Origin of the sequence: Sphingomonas sp. SKA58 (genome assembly GCF_000153545.1) — a bacterium.
In the GTDB taxonomy this organism is placed as follows: domain Bacteria; phylum Pseudomonadota; class Alphaproteobacteria; order Sphingomonadales; family Sphingomonadaceae; genus Sphingobium; species Sphingobium soli.
Map to the genome: position 1 here is coordinate 54,281 of NZ_CH959308.1, position 16,185 is coordinate 70,465.

Annotated in this window: 12 protein-coding genes; 4 read left to right on the forward strand and 8 right to left on the reverse strand. The window is 65.0% G+C overall.

What is annotated here, in order from left to right:
* Positions 1 to 7: 7 nt before the first annotated feature.
* From SKA58_RS15645 to SKA58_RS15660, 4 genes are all read right to left on the reverse strand, one after another.
* Positions 8 to 1,210: an AAA family ATPase gene (locus SKA58_RS15645; RefSeq protein WP_037543790.1), complete on the reverse strand. Its 1,203-nt coding sequence runs from the start codon at positions 1,208 to 1,210 to the stop codon at positions 8 to 10.
* Between the two features lie 768 nt (positions 1,211 to 1,978).
* Positions 1,979 to 3,127, reverse strand: a complete 1,149-nt coding sequence (locus tag SKA58_RS15650) for a replication initiation protein (RefSeq protein ID WP_037543894.1) — start codon at positions 3,125 to 3,127, stop codon at positions 1,979 to 1,981.
* Between the two features lie 523 nt (positions 3,128 to 3,650).
* On the reverse strand, positions 3,651 to 4,661 hold the full coding sequence (locus SKA58_RS15655) for a helix-turn-helix domain-containing protein (RefSeq protein WP_009823444.1): 1,011 nt from the start codon (positions 4,659 to 4,661) through the stop codon (positions 3,651 to 3,653).
* A 180-nt stretch (positions 4,662 to 4,841) separates the two neighbouring features.
* Positions 4,842 to 5,567 (reverse strand): arylesterase, encoded by a 726-nt coding sequence (locus SKA58_RS15660; RefSeq protein WP_037543792.1) that lies wholly within the window; start codon positions 5,565 to 5,567, stop codon positions 4,842 to 4,844.
* Between SKA58_RS15660 and SKA58_RS15665 the strand changes: the two genes are divergently transcribed.
* Together SKA58_RS15665 and SKA58_RS15670 are read left to right on the forward strand one after the other, a co-directional pair.
* Positions 5,562 to 6,263 carry an ABC transporter ATP-binding protein gene (locus SKA58_RS15665; RefSeq protein WP_009823446.1) on the forward strand — a complete coding sequence of 234 codons (702 nt, stop codon included), beginning with the start codon at positions 5,562 to 5,564 and terminating at the stop codon, positions 6,261 to 6,263. The genes SKA58_RS15660 and SKA58_RS15665 overlap by 6 nt on opposite strands.
* Positions 6,260 to 8,782, forward strand: a complete 2,523-nt coding sequence (locus SKA58_RS15670) for an ABC transporter permease (RefSeq protein WP_009823447.1) — start codon at positions 6,260 to 6,262, stop codon at positions 8,780 to 8,782. Before SKA58_RS15665 ends, SKA58_RS15670 begins: the two co-directional genes overlap by 4 nt.
* Before the next feature lie 89 nt (positions 8,783 to 8,871).
* On the opposite strand, the gene SKA58_RS15675 is transcribed toward SKA58_RS15670, so the two are convergent.
* Together SKA58_RS15675 and SKA58_RS15680 are read right to left on the reverse strand one after the other, a co-directional pair.
* Positions 8,872 to 9,327 (reverse strand): pseudoazurin, encoded by a 456-nt coding sequence (locus SKA58_RS15675; protein ID WP_009823448.1) that lies wholly within the window; start codon positions 9,325 to 9,327, stop codon positions 8,872 to 8,874.
* A 111-nt stretch (positions 9,328 to 9,438) separates the two neighbouring features.
* On the reverse strand, positions 9,439 to 9,978 hold the full coding sequence (locus SKA58_RS15680; RefSeq protein ID WP_009823449.1) for a rhodanese-like domain-containing protein: 540 nt from the start codon (positions 9,976 to 9,978) through the stop codon (positions 9,439 to 9,441).
* Between the two features lie 65 nt (positions 9,979 to 10,043).
* On the opposite strand from SKA58_RS15680, the gene SKA58_RS15685 reads away from it, so the two are divergent.
* On the forward strand, positions 10,044 to 10,832 hold the full coding sequence (locus tag SKA58_RS15685) for a quinoprotein dehydrogenase-associated SoxYZ-like carrier (protein WP_009823450.1): 789 nt from the start codon (positions 10,044 to 10,046) through the stop codon (positions 10,830 to 10,832).
* Positions 10,829 to 11,773, forward strand: a complete 945-nt coding sequence (locus SKA58_RS15690; protein ID WP_037543896.1) for a quinoprotein relay system zinc metallohydrolase 1 — start codon at positions 10,829 to 10,831, stop codon at positions 11,771 to 11,773. The genes SKA58_RS15685 and SKA58_RS15690 overlap by 4 nt, the downstream gene beginning before the upstream one ends.
* A gap of 3 nt (positions 11,774 to 11,776) precedes the next feature.
* Here the strand turns inward: SKA58_RS15690 and SKA58_RS15695 are convergent, their stop codons facing one another.
* Together SKA58_RS15695 and SKA58_RS15700 are read right to left on the reverse strand one after the other, a co-directional pair.
* Positions 11,777 to 14,095: a TonB-dependent receptor gene (locus tag SKA58_RS15695; protein ID WP_037543897.1), complete on the reverse strand. Its 2,319-nt coding sequence runs from the start codon at positions 14,093 to 14,095 to the stop codon at positions 11,777 to 11,779.
* Between the two features lie 73 nt (positions 14,096 to 14,168).
* Positions 14,169 to 16,172: a TonB-dependent receptor plug domain-containing protein gene (locus SKA58_RS15700; protein ID WP_009823453.1), complete on the reverse strand. Its 2,004-nt coding sequence runs from the start codon at positions 16,170 to 16,172 to the stop codon at positions 14,169 to 14,171.
* Between the last annotated feature and the right edge of the window lie 13 nt (positions 16,173 to 16,185).

A 16,185-nucleotide genomic window follows, 5' to 3' on the forward strand; every position in this document is an offset into this window, starting at 1 on the left:
CTCCTGCTCATGCGTGGCCCGCCTTGCGCAGGCGTCCCAGATGGCTGGGCCATGTTTTGCGGATCTCCAGCTCGATCTCCGCATTCACTCCGTCGAGATAGGTCAGACACCGGTCGCGAACCGCCTTGCTGGTCATCGGACCTTCCAGTTCGTAGACCGTCATCAATCGCGCGGTCGCATTGTCGATTTCCGCTGAATCCTTGAGCGGCGTGCGCACCATGGCATTGCCATAGACTTGTCGCATCAGATCCAGCAGCCCCTTCTGCATGGATTTGCCCTCGTCCACCTTCGACGCCACGAACCGCAGGAAAGCGAGTTGCGGCGCAAGGTCGTAGGATGCGAGTTCCTGGATCGTCTCGTCCAGCATCGCCAGAAAGGCGGTCGTCGAGGAAAAGTCCATCACCGTGGGCGGCACCGGGACCACCAGGGCATTGGCTGCGCGCAACACCGACAGGGAAATCGCGCCGAGCGCTGGCGGCGGGTCCAGGATGATCACATCATAAAGATCCTGGACCGACGCGATGCCATGCGCCATGCGGTCCAGCAAAGTCCCCTGCCCCCGCGCCATGCGGGCGGCCAGTTCATATTCCGACTGGAACAGTCGCAAATTGGCGGGGATCAGGTCCAGCCCGTCAAAATGCGTCTTCTTGATCGCATAGTCGAGCGACGCCCGCTCCCCCTCGCGCAGATAGGGGTACAGGGTTTCGTCCTCATCCAGATCGAGATCGGGCACATAGCCAAACAGAGTCGTGGCCGACGCCTGGCTGTCACAATCGATGAGGAGCACTCGATAGCCGCGAATGGCCAGATATTGGGCAAGGTGCACCGACACGGTTGATTTGCCGACACCGCCCTTAAAATTCTGGACCGCGATGATCGAGCATGGGTCTTCGGGTTCCCGCCACGGCCGCGTGCCAAAGGTGCCGCGCATATCGTTGAGTTGCGCGAGCGTGTAACCCATACGCCGCCCATTGTCCGCACGGGGAGGGGGGACAAGGCGGCCATCGCTTTCCGCCTCCCGAATCGCTGCTGTCGTTCGCCCCACCAGGTCGGCGGCCTTTCCGATCTGGAAAGTTGGCTCGCGCCGTTCGTCGGCTCGCGCGTTGCGTGCAGAATTGCGCAGCTTTTCGAGGACAGAAGAGGACCGAGAGGCTAGAGTGGCAACGTCCAGTGCTTCCCCCAGCCGCACTTGTTCAAATGCGGAAGCCATAGCTGCTCCTTGTGAAACTGGCGTACTACATCTTCGATTTTCACTTTCCCGTCAATATGCGCGTTAAATTCACAAATCCGCGTTGTAGCTTCAGCGCATCGTAAATTGTGCTACCTATCCTGACCTGATGGGGGCGGTCGACATGACAGAGCATGATGGATCCTGACCTTTTGGGGGCGGCGATACAAAATTGCAGGGCTGCAATTCTTGATTAGCCTGCGCAATCGGCACCGTGACCCCTTGAAGGGTGGGCGCATGATGCCGAGGGAGTCGGTAAATGTTCCAGTCATCAGATTAACCGGTTTGATTCTTTCCACCTGGATTTTGTGCATTCGCGATTCTTGGGTGGCGCCGAAGGGGAGGGCGCTGCGCATCAGCAGAAGGAGCATGAGCAGAGCAATGGTTCAGACATCGCGAACCTCCCCGTGTATCAAGCCGCCCGAACAACCAGCGACGCCCTTGGCTCCCGTTCCAATAGGCGGGTGCGCCAGCGGATCCTCAGCGGTGGCAAAAGCCGGTTCACGAAAACGATCGCGCACACCCCCACCGGAGATGCGGGCGCACGCACGACTTAGGCGAGCGGCAAAGGGGCGCCGTCGCGATTTGTCCGCATGCATGTAGCGCCCTTGGCGCTCATGCTCTGCATCAAAGGACGCCAGCTATGTTGATGGTCCAAAGGCTACCCCAACGTAGTTCGACGTAAATATGATAGGCGACATCTCAGGTCGCCGCATTCGCCCTTCAGGAAAAATTGCAGGGCTGCAATTATTACGATGGACGCCCCCGCCGCGCGAAGAATGCCTCGCAAAATCCCTTCCACGACTTTTCAAGCTTCGCGCCTGATAGGCTGTCGAGCCGGTCGCCCATGGCCTCTCGATAGGCATCGGCAATCAGGTCGACGTCCCACCCCCCGCCATGACGCAAGCCTATGGCCCGTGCCGCCTGCTCTGTCGTCCCGAAATGCAGCCTGCCACGCGGAAACCGCGCCCAGGGCGCCGCCGCCTTGTCGCGCGCCCGCTCTTCGCTCACGGTCAGTGACGTTGTCGCGGCAGACAGCAAATGCGTGACCTCTGCCGGGTCTGCCAGATCTTCCTCCCGCCCAATTGCGATCACAGTTTCCACCGCATGCTCTCGCCTGGCCTTCCTACCGGCGGAGTGGCGCGCCAATTCATCGACGGTCGCGATCTGCGATGGCGCGCCCTTGGGCGCAAAGCGGAATATGATCTCCACCACCGCGCGGCCGCGGCGGATTTCCTCCCATTCCACCGTGAAATGGGCCAGCTGGTCGATCTCCGTCTTTGCGATCTTGAGCACCTTGCGACGCAACTGTGCAAAATCGCCATATTTGTCCGGATCAATACCCAAAGCTGCCCTGAGCCCGACGATATCGACCTTCCATACAGGCTGCCGGCGGTGCAGGCGCAGCGCGCCCTCCTCGTACAGTTTGAGGGCGTAAGCCGAGCGGAAACCCAACACCGCCTGCCGGTTCATGACGGCATAGGTCTCTGATTCCTGGATCAGCCGCCGCGCATCGGGCGTGAACTGCCATTCAATCCACCCGGTTTCCTTGTCCCCGTCCTCGACCTCTTCCCACGATGCCTGGATCAAATTGAACCGCTTGGTAGCACGCTTTCCCCGCCAGCTTTTGTCGTCTTCGGCAAACAGCGTCCGGTGCAATTCTTCCAGCATATCGACGATCCGCTCATTGCCCTTGTGGCCGCGCCGGATATCCGCCTTGCGCATACGATGTGGAATATCACGCCAGGCATCGCCCCCGGCCGTCAGGATCATGAGGGCGAGCAGGCGCGAAGCGGTCAAGCTAAGTGACTGACCCTTGACGAACCGCACCTCGACCAGCCGACCGGGTTTGACGAATTCATCGCCGCCCTTGCGCGACAGCGCGGCCGCGACCCGCATCGACCGCGGCGTCGCGGCCGCCTCTTCGCTTTGCTGTTGCTCGATGCCTGCAGATTCGTCCATGGCGCCACCCCGTCGATCGCGCCAGAAATGCCTGTCCTGACGCCGAAGGTCAAGTCAGGACAGGATAGACCGGTATGGATGCCCCCATCAGGTCAGGATAGAAATTCGCGCTGCTCAATAGGAAATCTTTGTTTCGCCCCGAGTCGCGGACTTGCGAGCCCCTGGGCGCATCAACGCTCGAATTTACGCCCTATGGGGTGCTCATACTCGTTCCCCCAAGCGGTCAGGACAGTCCCCAAGAAGGCAGGATAAGCCCCCCATCGGGTCAGGCTTGCGCCCCCACAAGGACAGGGAATCACCCCCACCGGGTCAGGTCAGTGCTGAATCCCGCTGCGAAAAGAATAACTTACATATGGCGAATCTTAGAATCTCTAGAATCCTGGAATCTCCCGCCGCTGACGCGACGGGCATGGTTCGATATTTTGATTTTTTATGGTCGCAATTGCACAGGCAGCAATTGTCATCCCGGCCAATCCCATGGCACCGAGTCATCTTGCCAGATGCTCGGTTCTGACCGGTCCAGCGGATTGCGGCCGTCGCGCGGAACACCGGGCGGTGCGGCAACCGGTATCGCATAATGGCGATAGCTTGCCTGCCCGGTGCGTTCGATCAGCAGCCCCGCCTCTGCCGCGATGGTCAACAACTTGATCGCACCGGCGCTGGTCAGCTGCAAATGCCGCGCCACCATTGCGCTCGTTACATAGGGCCGCAACATTGCGAGATGCAGCACGTCACCCAGCCGCCCAGCGCGCCGCCGCGAGTCCAAAAAATGGCGTGCGCGTGCGGCAAAACCGCGCAGGCGAAGCTCCAGGTCCAGCAGCATCTGCGCAGCATCCCGAATGGCGTCCAGCCATACGCGCTCCAGCGCAGCGTCTCGCGCCATCCGCCATCCGCTCTGTTGCGTGTGTAGACCCAGGGCAATCAGGCCGCCATGCGACCCATTCCAGCGCCCCGGTCCCCATCGATCCCCAATCAGGAGGCTGGCGGCCAGATCGCTCCGACCAAGAGGCGCGTGCGATCGCCAGGACGCAGCGACATGCGCGCTGGCGATCAGGGGAGGGGAGGCGCGCCACCGCTCTATCGCCCGCTGCCAAGTCTCCACGCGCGCGATCATGTCATCCAGTATTGGCCCGTTGACCACCCCGCCATCGCCCATCGGGTCTGGTTTCATGCCAAGCCAGTCCAGCACCGCCATGGCGTCGCCTGCCAGCGCGTCCAGACTAATGGGCGTTCCGATGGACCGTCGCCCCAGGCTGAGGTCGAAGGTCGATGTTCTTACCGTGCCCCGGCCGTCAATCTCGATATCATGGTCATGCAACGGAACGGCATCGATCGCGGCCAATGCCTGACGTTCGGCGACGTGGGCGCGCACACGGAAGGCCGCGCGAACCGGGCTGAGCCGCATGCGCTCGTCCAGACGGCCTAGAGCCTCCTGCGCATGCGCATAAGCGAGCTGCCGATCTTCCTCCAAGGGCCGCCTCCTGTCCTATATATGGCAGGGTATGATAATCTGTTTATTATCAACAAGAAAGAATAGTATATTCAATGATAAAGGCCGCTTGGGAAAGTCAACTCTAGGCGCCGATCGCGCGCGCTTGCACCGGGTCGGCCCTCCCAAAATCACCCCCAAGCGGCGACGGCGTCGCCGGCGTCAGCCTTTAAGATTTTGCGCAACAATCGGCGCCAGCCGGCGGGCGATCACTGTCACGCCTCGCGCATTGGGATGGATGCCGTCAGGCAGAAGCAGCGTCCGGTCGCCCAGCACCCCATCCAGCATGAACGGGTAAAGCGCGGCGTCATATTTGTGCGCCAGATCCGGAAAGATGGGGTTGAACGCGGCGGCATAATCGGCCCCCATATTGGGCGACGCGAGCATGCCGGTCAGCATAACCGGGATACCGCGCGCCTTGGCTTCGCGCAGGATCGCGTCCAGATTGTCGCGCGTTTCCTGCGGCGACAGCCCGCGCAGCATGTCGTTGCCGCCAAGTCCGACCAGCATCAGGTCCGGCGTGCGCGGCAGTCCGTCGAGCGTGAAGGCCAGCCGGGCGCGCCCCGCCGTCGTCGTGTCGCCCGATACGCCGGCATTCACCACCTGCGCCTTGAGGCCTCGGTCGGCCAGCGCGCGCTCCAACACCGGCGCCAGCCCTTGTCCCTGGTCCAGATTATAGCCGGCATAGAGACTGTCGCCAAACGCCACGACCAGTTTGCGGTCGGCAGATGGCGTCGCCCGGGCCGGCGGCTCCACCCTCTGCGCCTGTTCTCTCGCCGGGGGAGGGGGCGGCGCGTCAGGAGAACAACCCGCCGTCAGATGGACAATCAGCGTCAATGCCCCATATTGCGTCAACCTGCCCGCCAAGGACCCATTCCCTTCATGCATTTGCCACTTGATCCTGCAACTATCGCCATCCGTGCCCAGGATGTCACGCTTCAGCTTGGAACCCGCGAGGCCCCGGTAACGATCCTCAAGGGGATCGACCTGCATGTGCAGCGCGGGCAGAGCGTCGCCATATTGGGCGCGTCGGGATCGGGCAAAAGCTCGCTGATGGCGGTGCTGACAGGGCTGGAGCGGGCAAGCGGGGGAAGGGTGGAAATTGGCGGGGTCGATTTCGGCGCCTTGGGGGAGGATGATCTGGCACGCGCCCGGCGCGGTCGGATCGGCATCATCCTCCAATCCTTTCATCTGCTTCCCACCATGACCGCGCTGGAAAATGTCGCGGTGCCGCTCGAACTGGCGGGGCAGGCGGACGCCTTTGCCATTGCTGCTGACGAATTGCGCGCGGTCGGCCTTGGCCACCGGCTGGATCATTATCCCGCGCAATTGTCGGGTGGCGAGCAACAGCGCGTCGCCATCGCGCGCGCGGTGGCGCCGCGCCCCACCTTGCTCTTTGCCGACGAGCCCACCGGCAATCTGGACGCCGCGACTGGCGCGGCGATCATGGACCTGCTGTTTGAACGGCAGGCGGCGGCGGGGGCGACGCTGCTCATCATCACGCATGACGCCGCGCTGGCGCAGCGCTGCGAGCGCATCATCGAAATGCGTGACGGACGCATCCTGTCGGATCACATGGCGTGAGCCGGCTTGGCTGGCGCGCAGCGTGGCGCATTGCCCGTCGCGACCTGCATCTGGGCTTTCGCGGCCTGCGCCTCCTGTTCCTCTGCCTGTTTCTGGGCGTTGCGACGCTGGCCGCGATCGGCAGCCTGACCAGCGCGATCACGCAGGAACTGCGCGATCGGGGACGGCTGATCCTGGGCGGCGATATCGAAATCGGCATGACCCAGCGCGAAGCCAGCCTGGGCGACAAACAGGCTTTTCGTCAACTTGGCGCGCTCAGCCAAACTATCCGCATGCGCGCCATGGCCCAGCGGGTGGGGCAGGGGAGGGGGAACGCGCCGCCCGCCATCCTGACCGAGCTCAAGGGGGTGGACGCTGCCTATCCGCTTTATGGCGCGCTGGCGTTGCGGCACGGCATCTATCGTCCGCTTGATGCCGGCGATATCCTGATCGGCGACGCTTTGTCCCAACGGCTGGGCATCGGTCGCGGCGCAAAGCTGCGCTACGGCGACGCGCTCTTCACCGTCCGCGACATCATCGTGGATGAGCCCGACCGGCTGGGGGAGGGCTTCACCCTGGGGCCGGTGGCGATCACGTCCCTGTCGGGGCTGCGTCGGACCGGCTTGATCCAGCCCGGCAGTCTCTATTCCACCAAATATCGCATTCGCCTCGACCCGCGCTATGACGCGGCAACCGTGCGCAAGGATTGGGAAAAGGCGCGCGCGGGCGAAGGCTGGACGTTCAAGGATCGCGATCGTGCCGCGCCCGGTGCCAATCGCTTCATCGACCGGATGGGGCAGTTCCTGTCGCTGATCGGCCTTGCCGCCCTGGTCATCGCCGGGATCGGCGTCAGCAACGGGGTCGCTTCCTATCTCGCGGGCAAGCGCAATGGCATTGCGACGCTCAAGGTGCTGGGCGCAAGCGCGGCGGACATCGCGCGCATCTACCGCTTGCAGGTGGGCGCCGTTGCGCTGCTGGGCATTGCCGCAGGGCTCGTCGTCGGCGCGGTGCTGCCCCCGCTCGTGGTCGCGCTCGCGGGCGACGTGCTGCCGGTCAGCCCGGGTTTCCGCCTGTTCCCGCTGCCGCTGGCGACAAGCGCGCTCTATGGATTGCTCATCGCTTTTCTCTTCACGTTCCCGCCGCTGGCCCGGGCACGGACCCAGCCCGCCGCCGCCTTGTTCCGGGGTGCGATCGAACGTCGCTCCGGTTTTGACCGACGCAGCCTTGCCGCCATGACGCTGGCCGGCCTGCTGCTCGTCGCGCTGGCGCTTGGGACGGCGGGCGATCCGCTATTCTCCGCGGCGGTTCTGGGCGCCGTCGGCGCGGTTCTGCTCCTGCTGCTTGGCATCGGTATCGCCGTGCGCCGGATCGCCCGGCGCCTGCCCCGACCCCGCCGTCCCTGGCTGCGGCTGGCGCTCGCCAATCTCCATCGGCCCGGCGCGCAGACGGCCGCGCTCATCGTTGCGCTTGGCCTTGCTCTTACCCTGTTCGTAACGCTCGCCGGGATCGAAACCAGCCTGGATGCGGAAATCCGGCAAGTCGTGCCCAAGAAAGCGCCGGCGCAGATCGTGCTCGACATCCCCGCGTCGCAGCAGCAGCGCTTCCGCACTATTGCCCGGGCGCAGGCTCCCGAAGCGCAACTCAACATCGTGCCCGTCCTGCGCGGCACCATTACCGGCTATGGCGACACGCGCGTTGCCGATCTTGCGCAATTGCCCGAAGGTGCCTGGTTCCTGCGCGGTGAACGCGGCGTCACCTACAGCGCGGCCTTGCCCGAAGGCAGCGATCTGGTCGCAGGCACCTGGTGGCCGACCGACTATCGCGGTCCGCCCCTCGTCTCGCTCGACGCGGAAGCGGCCCGCACGCTGGGCATCGGCGTGGGTGACAGGCTGACCGTCTCGATCCTCGGGCGAGAGATTACGGCGCGCATCGCCTCGCTGCGCAAGGTCAACTGGGATACGATGGGTTTCAATTATGTGCTCGTCTTCTCGCCGGTCACATTGCAATCCGCGCCCCACAGCGTTGCTGCCACCATCACCATGGACCCGCGCCACGACACTGCCATGACCCACGCCCTGCTGGCGGCCTTCCCCGGCGTGTCGGTCATTGCGGTGGGCGATGTCATCGATCAGGTCGGCGCCATCCTGACACAAATGTCGCGCGCCATTCTGGTTGCGGCCTCGGTCGCCATTCTGGCCGGCATTGCGGTGCTGGTGGGCGCCATCGCCGCCGCCCGCCAGTCGCGCAGCTACGACAGCGTCATCCTCAAGACGCTGGGGGCGACCCGGCTGCAACTGCTGGGCGGTCAGGCGCTGGAATATGGCCTGCTCTCGGTTCTGCTGGCGGTCGTGGCGCTGGCGCTTGGCAGCGCGGCGGCCTGGTTCGTCATCGTTCAGGTCTTCGATTTTACCTGGTCGCCCGACTGGGTGGTCATGCTGGGCACCCTGGCGGGCGGAGCGTTGCTGACACTCGGCATCGGCCTTGCCGGCGCGCTGCCGCTCCTGTCGGTCCGCCCCGCCCGCGCCCTGCGGCAGGTCTGACGGGGCAGGGGGGCGTCGACCGCCAGCCTCGTCCTGGGGCTGCGCGTCTGGTTCTGACGCCTTTCTTGACGGCAGCGGGGACCAGTCGGTTATTTGACCTTGGCCAGCGCGGCCGTCATCCGCTTGGCGGCGAAGGGGGGCAGCTTCACTGCTTTCGCTGCGGCGATATCGGCTGGCGTCACCTTGCCCACCTGGACCAGGGCGACCATGCCCATCGAATAATGCGGCATGCATTTGATGCCATAAAGACCGGGCTTGGTCACGGTCATCGTCACTTCCTTGTTCATCGCCCCCTTCATCGGCGTCGCGCCCGTTGGCAGCATATTGGCCATGGTTTCGGCATTATGGCTGGGATTGGTCGGCAAAAACCGGATCTTGTCGCCTGGCGCGGCTTTGACGAAGGACGGTTCGAACACCATTGCGCCCTCCGCGCCCTGGTTCTTCATATGGACGATGATCTCCTTGGCGGCCGCGGGCAGGGGCGACAGCAGCAGCGTGGCGACCGACAGGCGAAGAATGACGGGACGGATCAAGGCTCTCTCCATTGGACGGTTCGGCGTAGGCCGCCGGATTGCCAAAGAAAATGGGGGTTTTCCCTGACCCGGCGCAATGGGCCATTGGTCCAAGGTCCCTGTTCGGACTGCGTGGGTCGTCGGTCATTCGGGCCGGTTGCGTTCGGGACTGACAGGCTCCAGCCGCAAGCCCAGGTCCCGCCAGCCATCGCTCCCTTCCGCCAGCCACCAGATAGGCCGATAGCCCGCGCGCTGCAGCCGTCGCGCCGCATTCCAGCTCATCCAGCAATCGGCCAGGCAAAAGACGATGACCGGCATATCGGCGCGCCCTGCGGTCAGCCGCGTCACGCCGCCGATCAGCCATCGTTCGACGGCCGGATCAATGCCACCCCTGCCGCTTTCGGGGAACCAGTGCGCGCCGGGAATCGTCATTCGCTCCGGCTTGCCCCCCGCACCGGGATCGACCGGCGTCACGTCGATGAACAGGGCATCGACACCTGGCCGCAACATCGCTGCGGCCTGGGGTGCGATCCGGGTAACGCCGTTGGGCGCGCGCCGCGTCGGCGCGCGATAATGGGCGATCCGATATCCCGCGCTGTCGAATGCAGATGCGTCCGCCCCCGCAGGCGCAGCGATCGACAGCATCATCCACGCGATCCCCATCGCCAAATCCTTCCGCGTCATCGACCCAAGGTGCAATGGTATCGCAAGGCGGCCTGCCTTACCTCCTGCACTTAGGGAGAAGGGACATGAAGGCCAGGATGGCGCTGCTGCTGGCGCTGATCGCCGCGCCGGGGCAGGCGGCGCAGGATTATCCCGCCGATCCGTTGGGATCGCCCATGTGGCGCGCTCATGCCCTCACCTTGTTCGGCGACGATCCCGTCCGGTTCGACGCACGGGTGAAGGTCGAATTTCCGGCCATAGCAGAGGATCAGCGCGCCTTTCCCGTCGCCATCGACGCGCGCGGAATTCCCGGAGTCCGGCGGATGCTGCTCTTTGCCGATCTCAATCCCATTCCGATCGCGATCGACTATCGGCCGACCCATGCCGCGCATTATGTCGCTACCCGCATCAAGCTCGACCAGCGAACGCCGGTGCGCGGGGCGGTGCAGCTGGCGGACGGCCAGTGGCTGGTGTCGGGTGGCTGGATCGATGCCGCGGGCGGGGGCTGTTCCACTCCACCGATCAGCCGGGTGAAGGGCGACTGGGCTGATCATCTGGGCGAAATTCGCGGGCGCGCCTGGCCGCAGCGCGATGGCGCGCGCCTGCGGCTCGGCTTTCGCCACCCCATGGATACCGGGCTGGTCGCCAATATCGCGACCTATCATCTCGATCATCTGACGGTGAAGGATGGCGATGGCCAGCTGCTGGGAGATATGGACCTGTGGGCCAGCGTGGCCGAAGACCCGGCGCTGACCCTCATGCCCGATGCGCCGGCAGGGGGGCGGCTTCTGATCGAGGCTCGCGACACCAATGGCCGGGACTATGTCGCGCGCATCGACGTGGCCCGGCAATCGCCAATACCGGCGCGTCCCTGATGCTCTCGCGTCGCAGCGTCCTGACCGGCTTCGCCTTCCTGCCCGTTGTCGCCAGAGCAGCCGAAAGCTATGCGATCGAACCCGAACAAATCGCGCAGGGCATCTGGATGGTGCGGGGGGCCGATGCCCCCATTCAGCCTGACAATGGCGGCGCCATCGCTAATATCGCCATTGTCGATACGCCTGCGGGCACGGTGTTGATCGATTGCGGTCCGTCGTTGCGCTATGGCCTGGCGCTCAAGCGCGTGGCCGAAGAGCTGACCGGAAAGCCGGTGATCCGCATCTATGTGACGCATCTCCATCCCGATCATGGCTTTGGGCTTGGCGCTTTCGACGCCACCCGCGCCGCCGCACTGCCAGGCACCATCGCCGCCATGGAAGCGCAGGGGCAGGGTTTTTCCGATGCCATGTACCGTATCCTCGGCGACTGGATGCGCGGCACCGACCTGTTGCCGCCGCGCGTTGCGCTGACGGCCGGGCAGGAGGATTTCGGCGGCAGGACGTTTCGCCTCCTAGCGTTGTCAGGTCACAGCAGCGCGGACCTGGCGCTACTCGATGAACAGACCGGGCTGCTGATCGCGGGCGATCTTGTGTTTTATAATCGCGCGCCCAGCACGCCGACGGCGGACTTGCCGGCCTGGCGCGCCAGCCTTGATCGGCTCGCGGCGCTGGATCATGGTGCCTTGCTGCCGGGCCATGGGCCTTTGGATCCTGGCGGAACGGCCGCGATCGTCCAGACTCGCGACTGGCTCGACTGGCTCGACGCGACATTGACCGATGCCGTCGCCGCCGGTCTCGACATGGTGGAAGCGGGGATGCTGCCGATCCCTGATCGCTTCGCCGGCCTCGCCGCCGCGCGCTACGAACTGCAACGCAGCGTCTCGCATCTCTACCCCGGACTGGAGGCGCGCCTGCTTCCGCGCGTCGACCGGCCGGACTAAATCCTAGAAGCTCGCCTTCATGCCCAGATACCAGCGGCGCGGGGCGCCCGGGCCATAAGCGCGCGGGTCCGACGCGCCGGGCGCTTCCTCCAGGTTGATCTCATCTACCTCGCTGAACGTCCCGAATGTCGCATAGCGTCGATTGAAGGCGTTGCGCACTTCGCCGAACAGGCTGACGCCCGGCACAATCGTCACGCTGCCGCGCAGATTGACGATGGCATAGCCGGGCGCCTGGCGCGTATCATTGCCTTCGTCGCCGACCAGATACTGGCCGCTACGCGCCAGCACATCGCCCCCCACCGACCATCGCGCTGTCGCATAGTCGAGGCTCAGCGTCGCGCTATGGCGGGGAATGCCCGGCAGCCTGTCGCCGCGCGCCACCGCGATTCTTCCGTCATCATCCGCTTGCGGGTTGGCCGGGCTCGCAAGCGTCAGCGGCGCGCGATAGGTCGCATCGGTGAAGGCGTAGCTGATCGCGCCGGTCAGGCCGCCCCGGCTTGCCTTGACGCTGGCTTCGATCCCCTGCCGCCGGGTCGCGCCGATATTCTGGAAATAGGCCCGCCCTCTGATGGCCGAGGCGATATATTGAATGTCGTTGCGGTTGCGCGTGCGATAGGCCGACAATAGCCAATCGACCTTGACGCCGCCAGCCTGTCCCGATCCGCTCGCGCCCGCTTCCCAGCTTTTGGCCACCACCTGCTTGAGCGGCGGATCGGCGATGAAGAAGTTGGTCAGGCTGCACGGCGCATTTTCGTCGGCGCAGGACAACTCCGCCGGGGTCGGCGCCCGGTTCGTTTCCGCATAGCCTGCCCGCAGCGACAGCGCATCGCTCATCCTGTAATCCAGTTCCACGCCCGGATTGACCCGCTGGAACCGGTGCCGACCGTTGAGTGCCGTGCCGATCTGGTCCTGCAACACGATCCGCGCATGATTATATCGCAGGCCGATTTCGGCCGACAGGCGCGGCGTGATCGGCAGCTTGTCCTGCACGAAGACTCCCCAATAATCGCTGTGCGTGATCAGGCTGACCGGCGCGATGGCGCCATCGCCCTGTACGATCATCGTGCCCAGCCCATCGACGCTGCGCGCATCGGTCAACGCGCCCAGTTCGACCGACGTGTCGAATCGCGTCCGGCTGGTGTCGTAACTCAGGCCCAGCGCGAAATGGTTGCGCCCGCCTAGCATCGGCCGGTCGTCGATGATCTGGAACAGGGCGCCCATGGCGCGCGTGCGGGTGCGGCCGCGATTGAGCACGCCATAGCCGTCCCCGTCCAGCATGTCGGCGATCGGGGCGCCGGCCGCGTCGGTCAGCACCGCCTCTTCCTCCTCATCGGGATCATCCCCGACGCTTTCCAGGCACAACAGCCCTGCCTCGTCCTCCTCCTCGCATGCCTCGATATCGGCCGCGTCGCCGTTGATTGTGCGTAGCGTCAGGCGCTGGGCATAGAGCGTGCCTTCGATCCGCGTGGTGCCGGACAGGGCGACCCAGGGATGCAGGCTGATGCGGCCATAGGTCGACTGGCTGTTATCGGGCCAAGTGAACACCGCGCGCCGGTCCGCCGCCAGTAATTCGACCGGGGCGACCCCATTGCCGGTCAGGTCGGTATCCGCGCCCACCAGCTTGACATGCAGGCCACCCGACGCCGTGTCGAAGCCCAGGTCGAGATAGCCATTATAGAGGGTTGAGGGTGAAAAATCGCGCCAGCCATCCTCATGGCTATATTGGAACGCGCCATAGGCGCTCAGGTCGCCGCGCGCGATGCCACCTGCAATGCTAGCCTCGCGATAATCGAAACGTCCCGCGCTATAGCTGGCCTCCAGCCCCGGATCGGACAGGCCGGTGCGCGTTTCGACCAGCATCGCGCCGCCCAGCGCGTTGAGGCCATAGACCGGGCTTGCATCCAGCAGGCTCACGCTTCGGATCGCCGCTTCGGGCAGCAGGTCGAACGCCACCGTATCGCCAAAGGGCTGGTTGAACCGCGCTCCGTCCAGATAGACCGCCAGTCCCTGCGCCACCCCTTGTAATGGCGACGCGGAAAAGCCGCGATAGACCAGATTGGGTTGCCAGGGATTATTCTGTGCGTCCTGCAAGGTAATGCCCGCGATGGTCCGGGTCAGCGCGCCAAGCAGGTCGGGCGTGCCCGCGAGTCCGATATCGTCGCGCGTCAGGATCAGCGCATCGTCCACGTCGACTGCGCCCCCCGGGGCAGTCACGATGATCGCGCTTCTGTCAACGCCGCCGTCGGCTTCTCTCTCCGCCGCGCTGCCTGGCGCGGTCCAGATCGCGGCCGACCCGGCCAAAAGCGCACCCAAGGCCCGCATCATCCCCACTCCCAAATGTCTTGTCGGAACAAGGGTTAGGGGAGGGGCAGGGGGCGCTCCATCCTACTTTGGGTCAATGACGCCAGCTGACGCCGATCCAGAGCGTGCGCGGCGTGCCGAGGTCGATGGATCCGCCCGCATTGCGCGTGACGACTGTTTCGTCGAACAGATTTTCGCCCCGTGCGACCAGCGATACGCCCTTGGCCAGCGGCAGGCGCGCAACCGCGTCCAGCGTCAGCGCGTCGGGCAGCACATCGCTTTGAAGGTCGTCTTCATATTGCTTGGCGACATAGCGCAGCGTCGTGGACAGCGATGGCCCCCCGCGCGGCGCCCAGGCCACTGTGCCGCTGGCTGCATGGCGCGGACTCTGCGCGGGCGTGAAGCCGTCAAACGCCTCGCCCGGCGCATGCACGCTGCTGTGGCTATAGGCATAGGATGCCGACAGGGAAAAATCGCCCATCTGCGCCGCCGCCGTCAGTTCCACGCCCTTGGCGACGATCCGCTCGACATTCTGCCGTTCGCGTGTGTTGGGAGCGATGGTGACATTGGCGATCGCGCCGTCCAGCCGGTTGTAGAAAGCCGTGGCCGACAGGGTGACGCCCTTCGCGGGTGTCAGGTCAATGCCCGCCTCCACGCCTTTCAGCTTTTCGGGGTTCAGCGCGGCATTGGCGCGCGTGGTGATGGGAAAGACCACGAAGGGCCGGTAGAGTTCGTTCAGCGTCGGCAGACGAAAGCCGCTATAGGCCGCCGCCCGCAGCGCCACGGCGTCGCCGGGCCTGAACAGCGCGCCGATCCGGCCGGTCGTTTCCCAGCCCGACCGATCGGCATAGGATTCGCCGGTGGCCGCGCCCGTCGTCGCATTGACCTGGCGGTAGAAACCGTTGCGGATCGTCCACCGGTCGACCCGCGCGCCGCCGGTCAGCACCAGTCTGCCCAGCGTCCAGTCATCCTCGACGAACAGGCCGCTCGTCCATTGCTCGCCACCCGCATGACGCAGGAAGGTGCGCGGGTTGCTTGCGACATTGGCGTTATAGGCGTCCTCATACATGTCGCCGGTGGCCAGCCGGGTGTCGGCGCCCACGCGCAGCACATGGTCGGGACCGACCGGCGGGCGCAACTCGATCTTGCCGCCCAGCCCGGTCGATGGCGTGTTGCGCTGGTCCAGCGTCTTGCGAAAGCTGGAGGAGGATATGACGATATTGGAAAAATTGCGCGCCTGGATATAGGCCAGCGCATCGACCTGCCACGGGCCGCGCGCGACATAGCGGATGCTGGCGTCCTGGCCCTCGCTCTTGCTGTCGGCGCCCTGGAAACGCAGCGTGCGATGATCTTCGAACAGCGTCGCGCGAAACTGCAGTTCCGACGTCGCGGAAATGGGAGCGACCGCGCGGAGATTGGTCGACCAGCCATCATAGGCGGCGGGCGCGCTGGCCGTGACGCGCTGGTCGCGCGGGGTAGTGTAAAATCCATCGCCCCGGTCCCATCGGCCCGACAGGGAGACATGACCGCCGCCCAGATCCGGGGTGATGGTGGCGGACAATTCGCTGGCGTCTCGGCTGCCATATAGGGCGCTCAGCGCCATGTCGGGCAACTCGTCACGGGTCGCGCTCGCCAGTTCTATGGTGCCGGCGACCGCGCCCGATCCGAACGCGCCACTGCCCCCGCCGCGCGTCACGCGCACGACCGACAGTCGTTCGGGCGCCAGCGCACCGAAGGGAATATAACCAAAGAAGGGATCGGCCAGCGGCACCCCGTCCAGCAGCATCAAGGTCCGGCTTGACGCGTTGCCGCCCAGCGCGCGCAGCGTCACGCCCTGCGCGGACGGGTTCGCCGACCGGCTGTCCGATCGGCGAAACTGCTGAAATCCCGCGACATCGCCCAGTACCGTTTCGATCCGCCCCGACGCGCTGTCCATCAGCCGTTCGCGCCCGATCACCACCGATCCATAGGCCGGGGTTCCCGGCGGCAGCGGCAGGCCGCGTCCCGTCACGATGATCGCCGGCGCATCGCCGGGCGTCTGCCCCCAAGCGGCAGTCGGAACGGTCAATAGCAACGCAGGCAGCAGGCAGGTCTTCATGGCATTCCCCTCA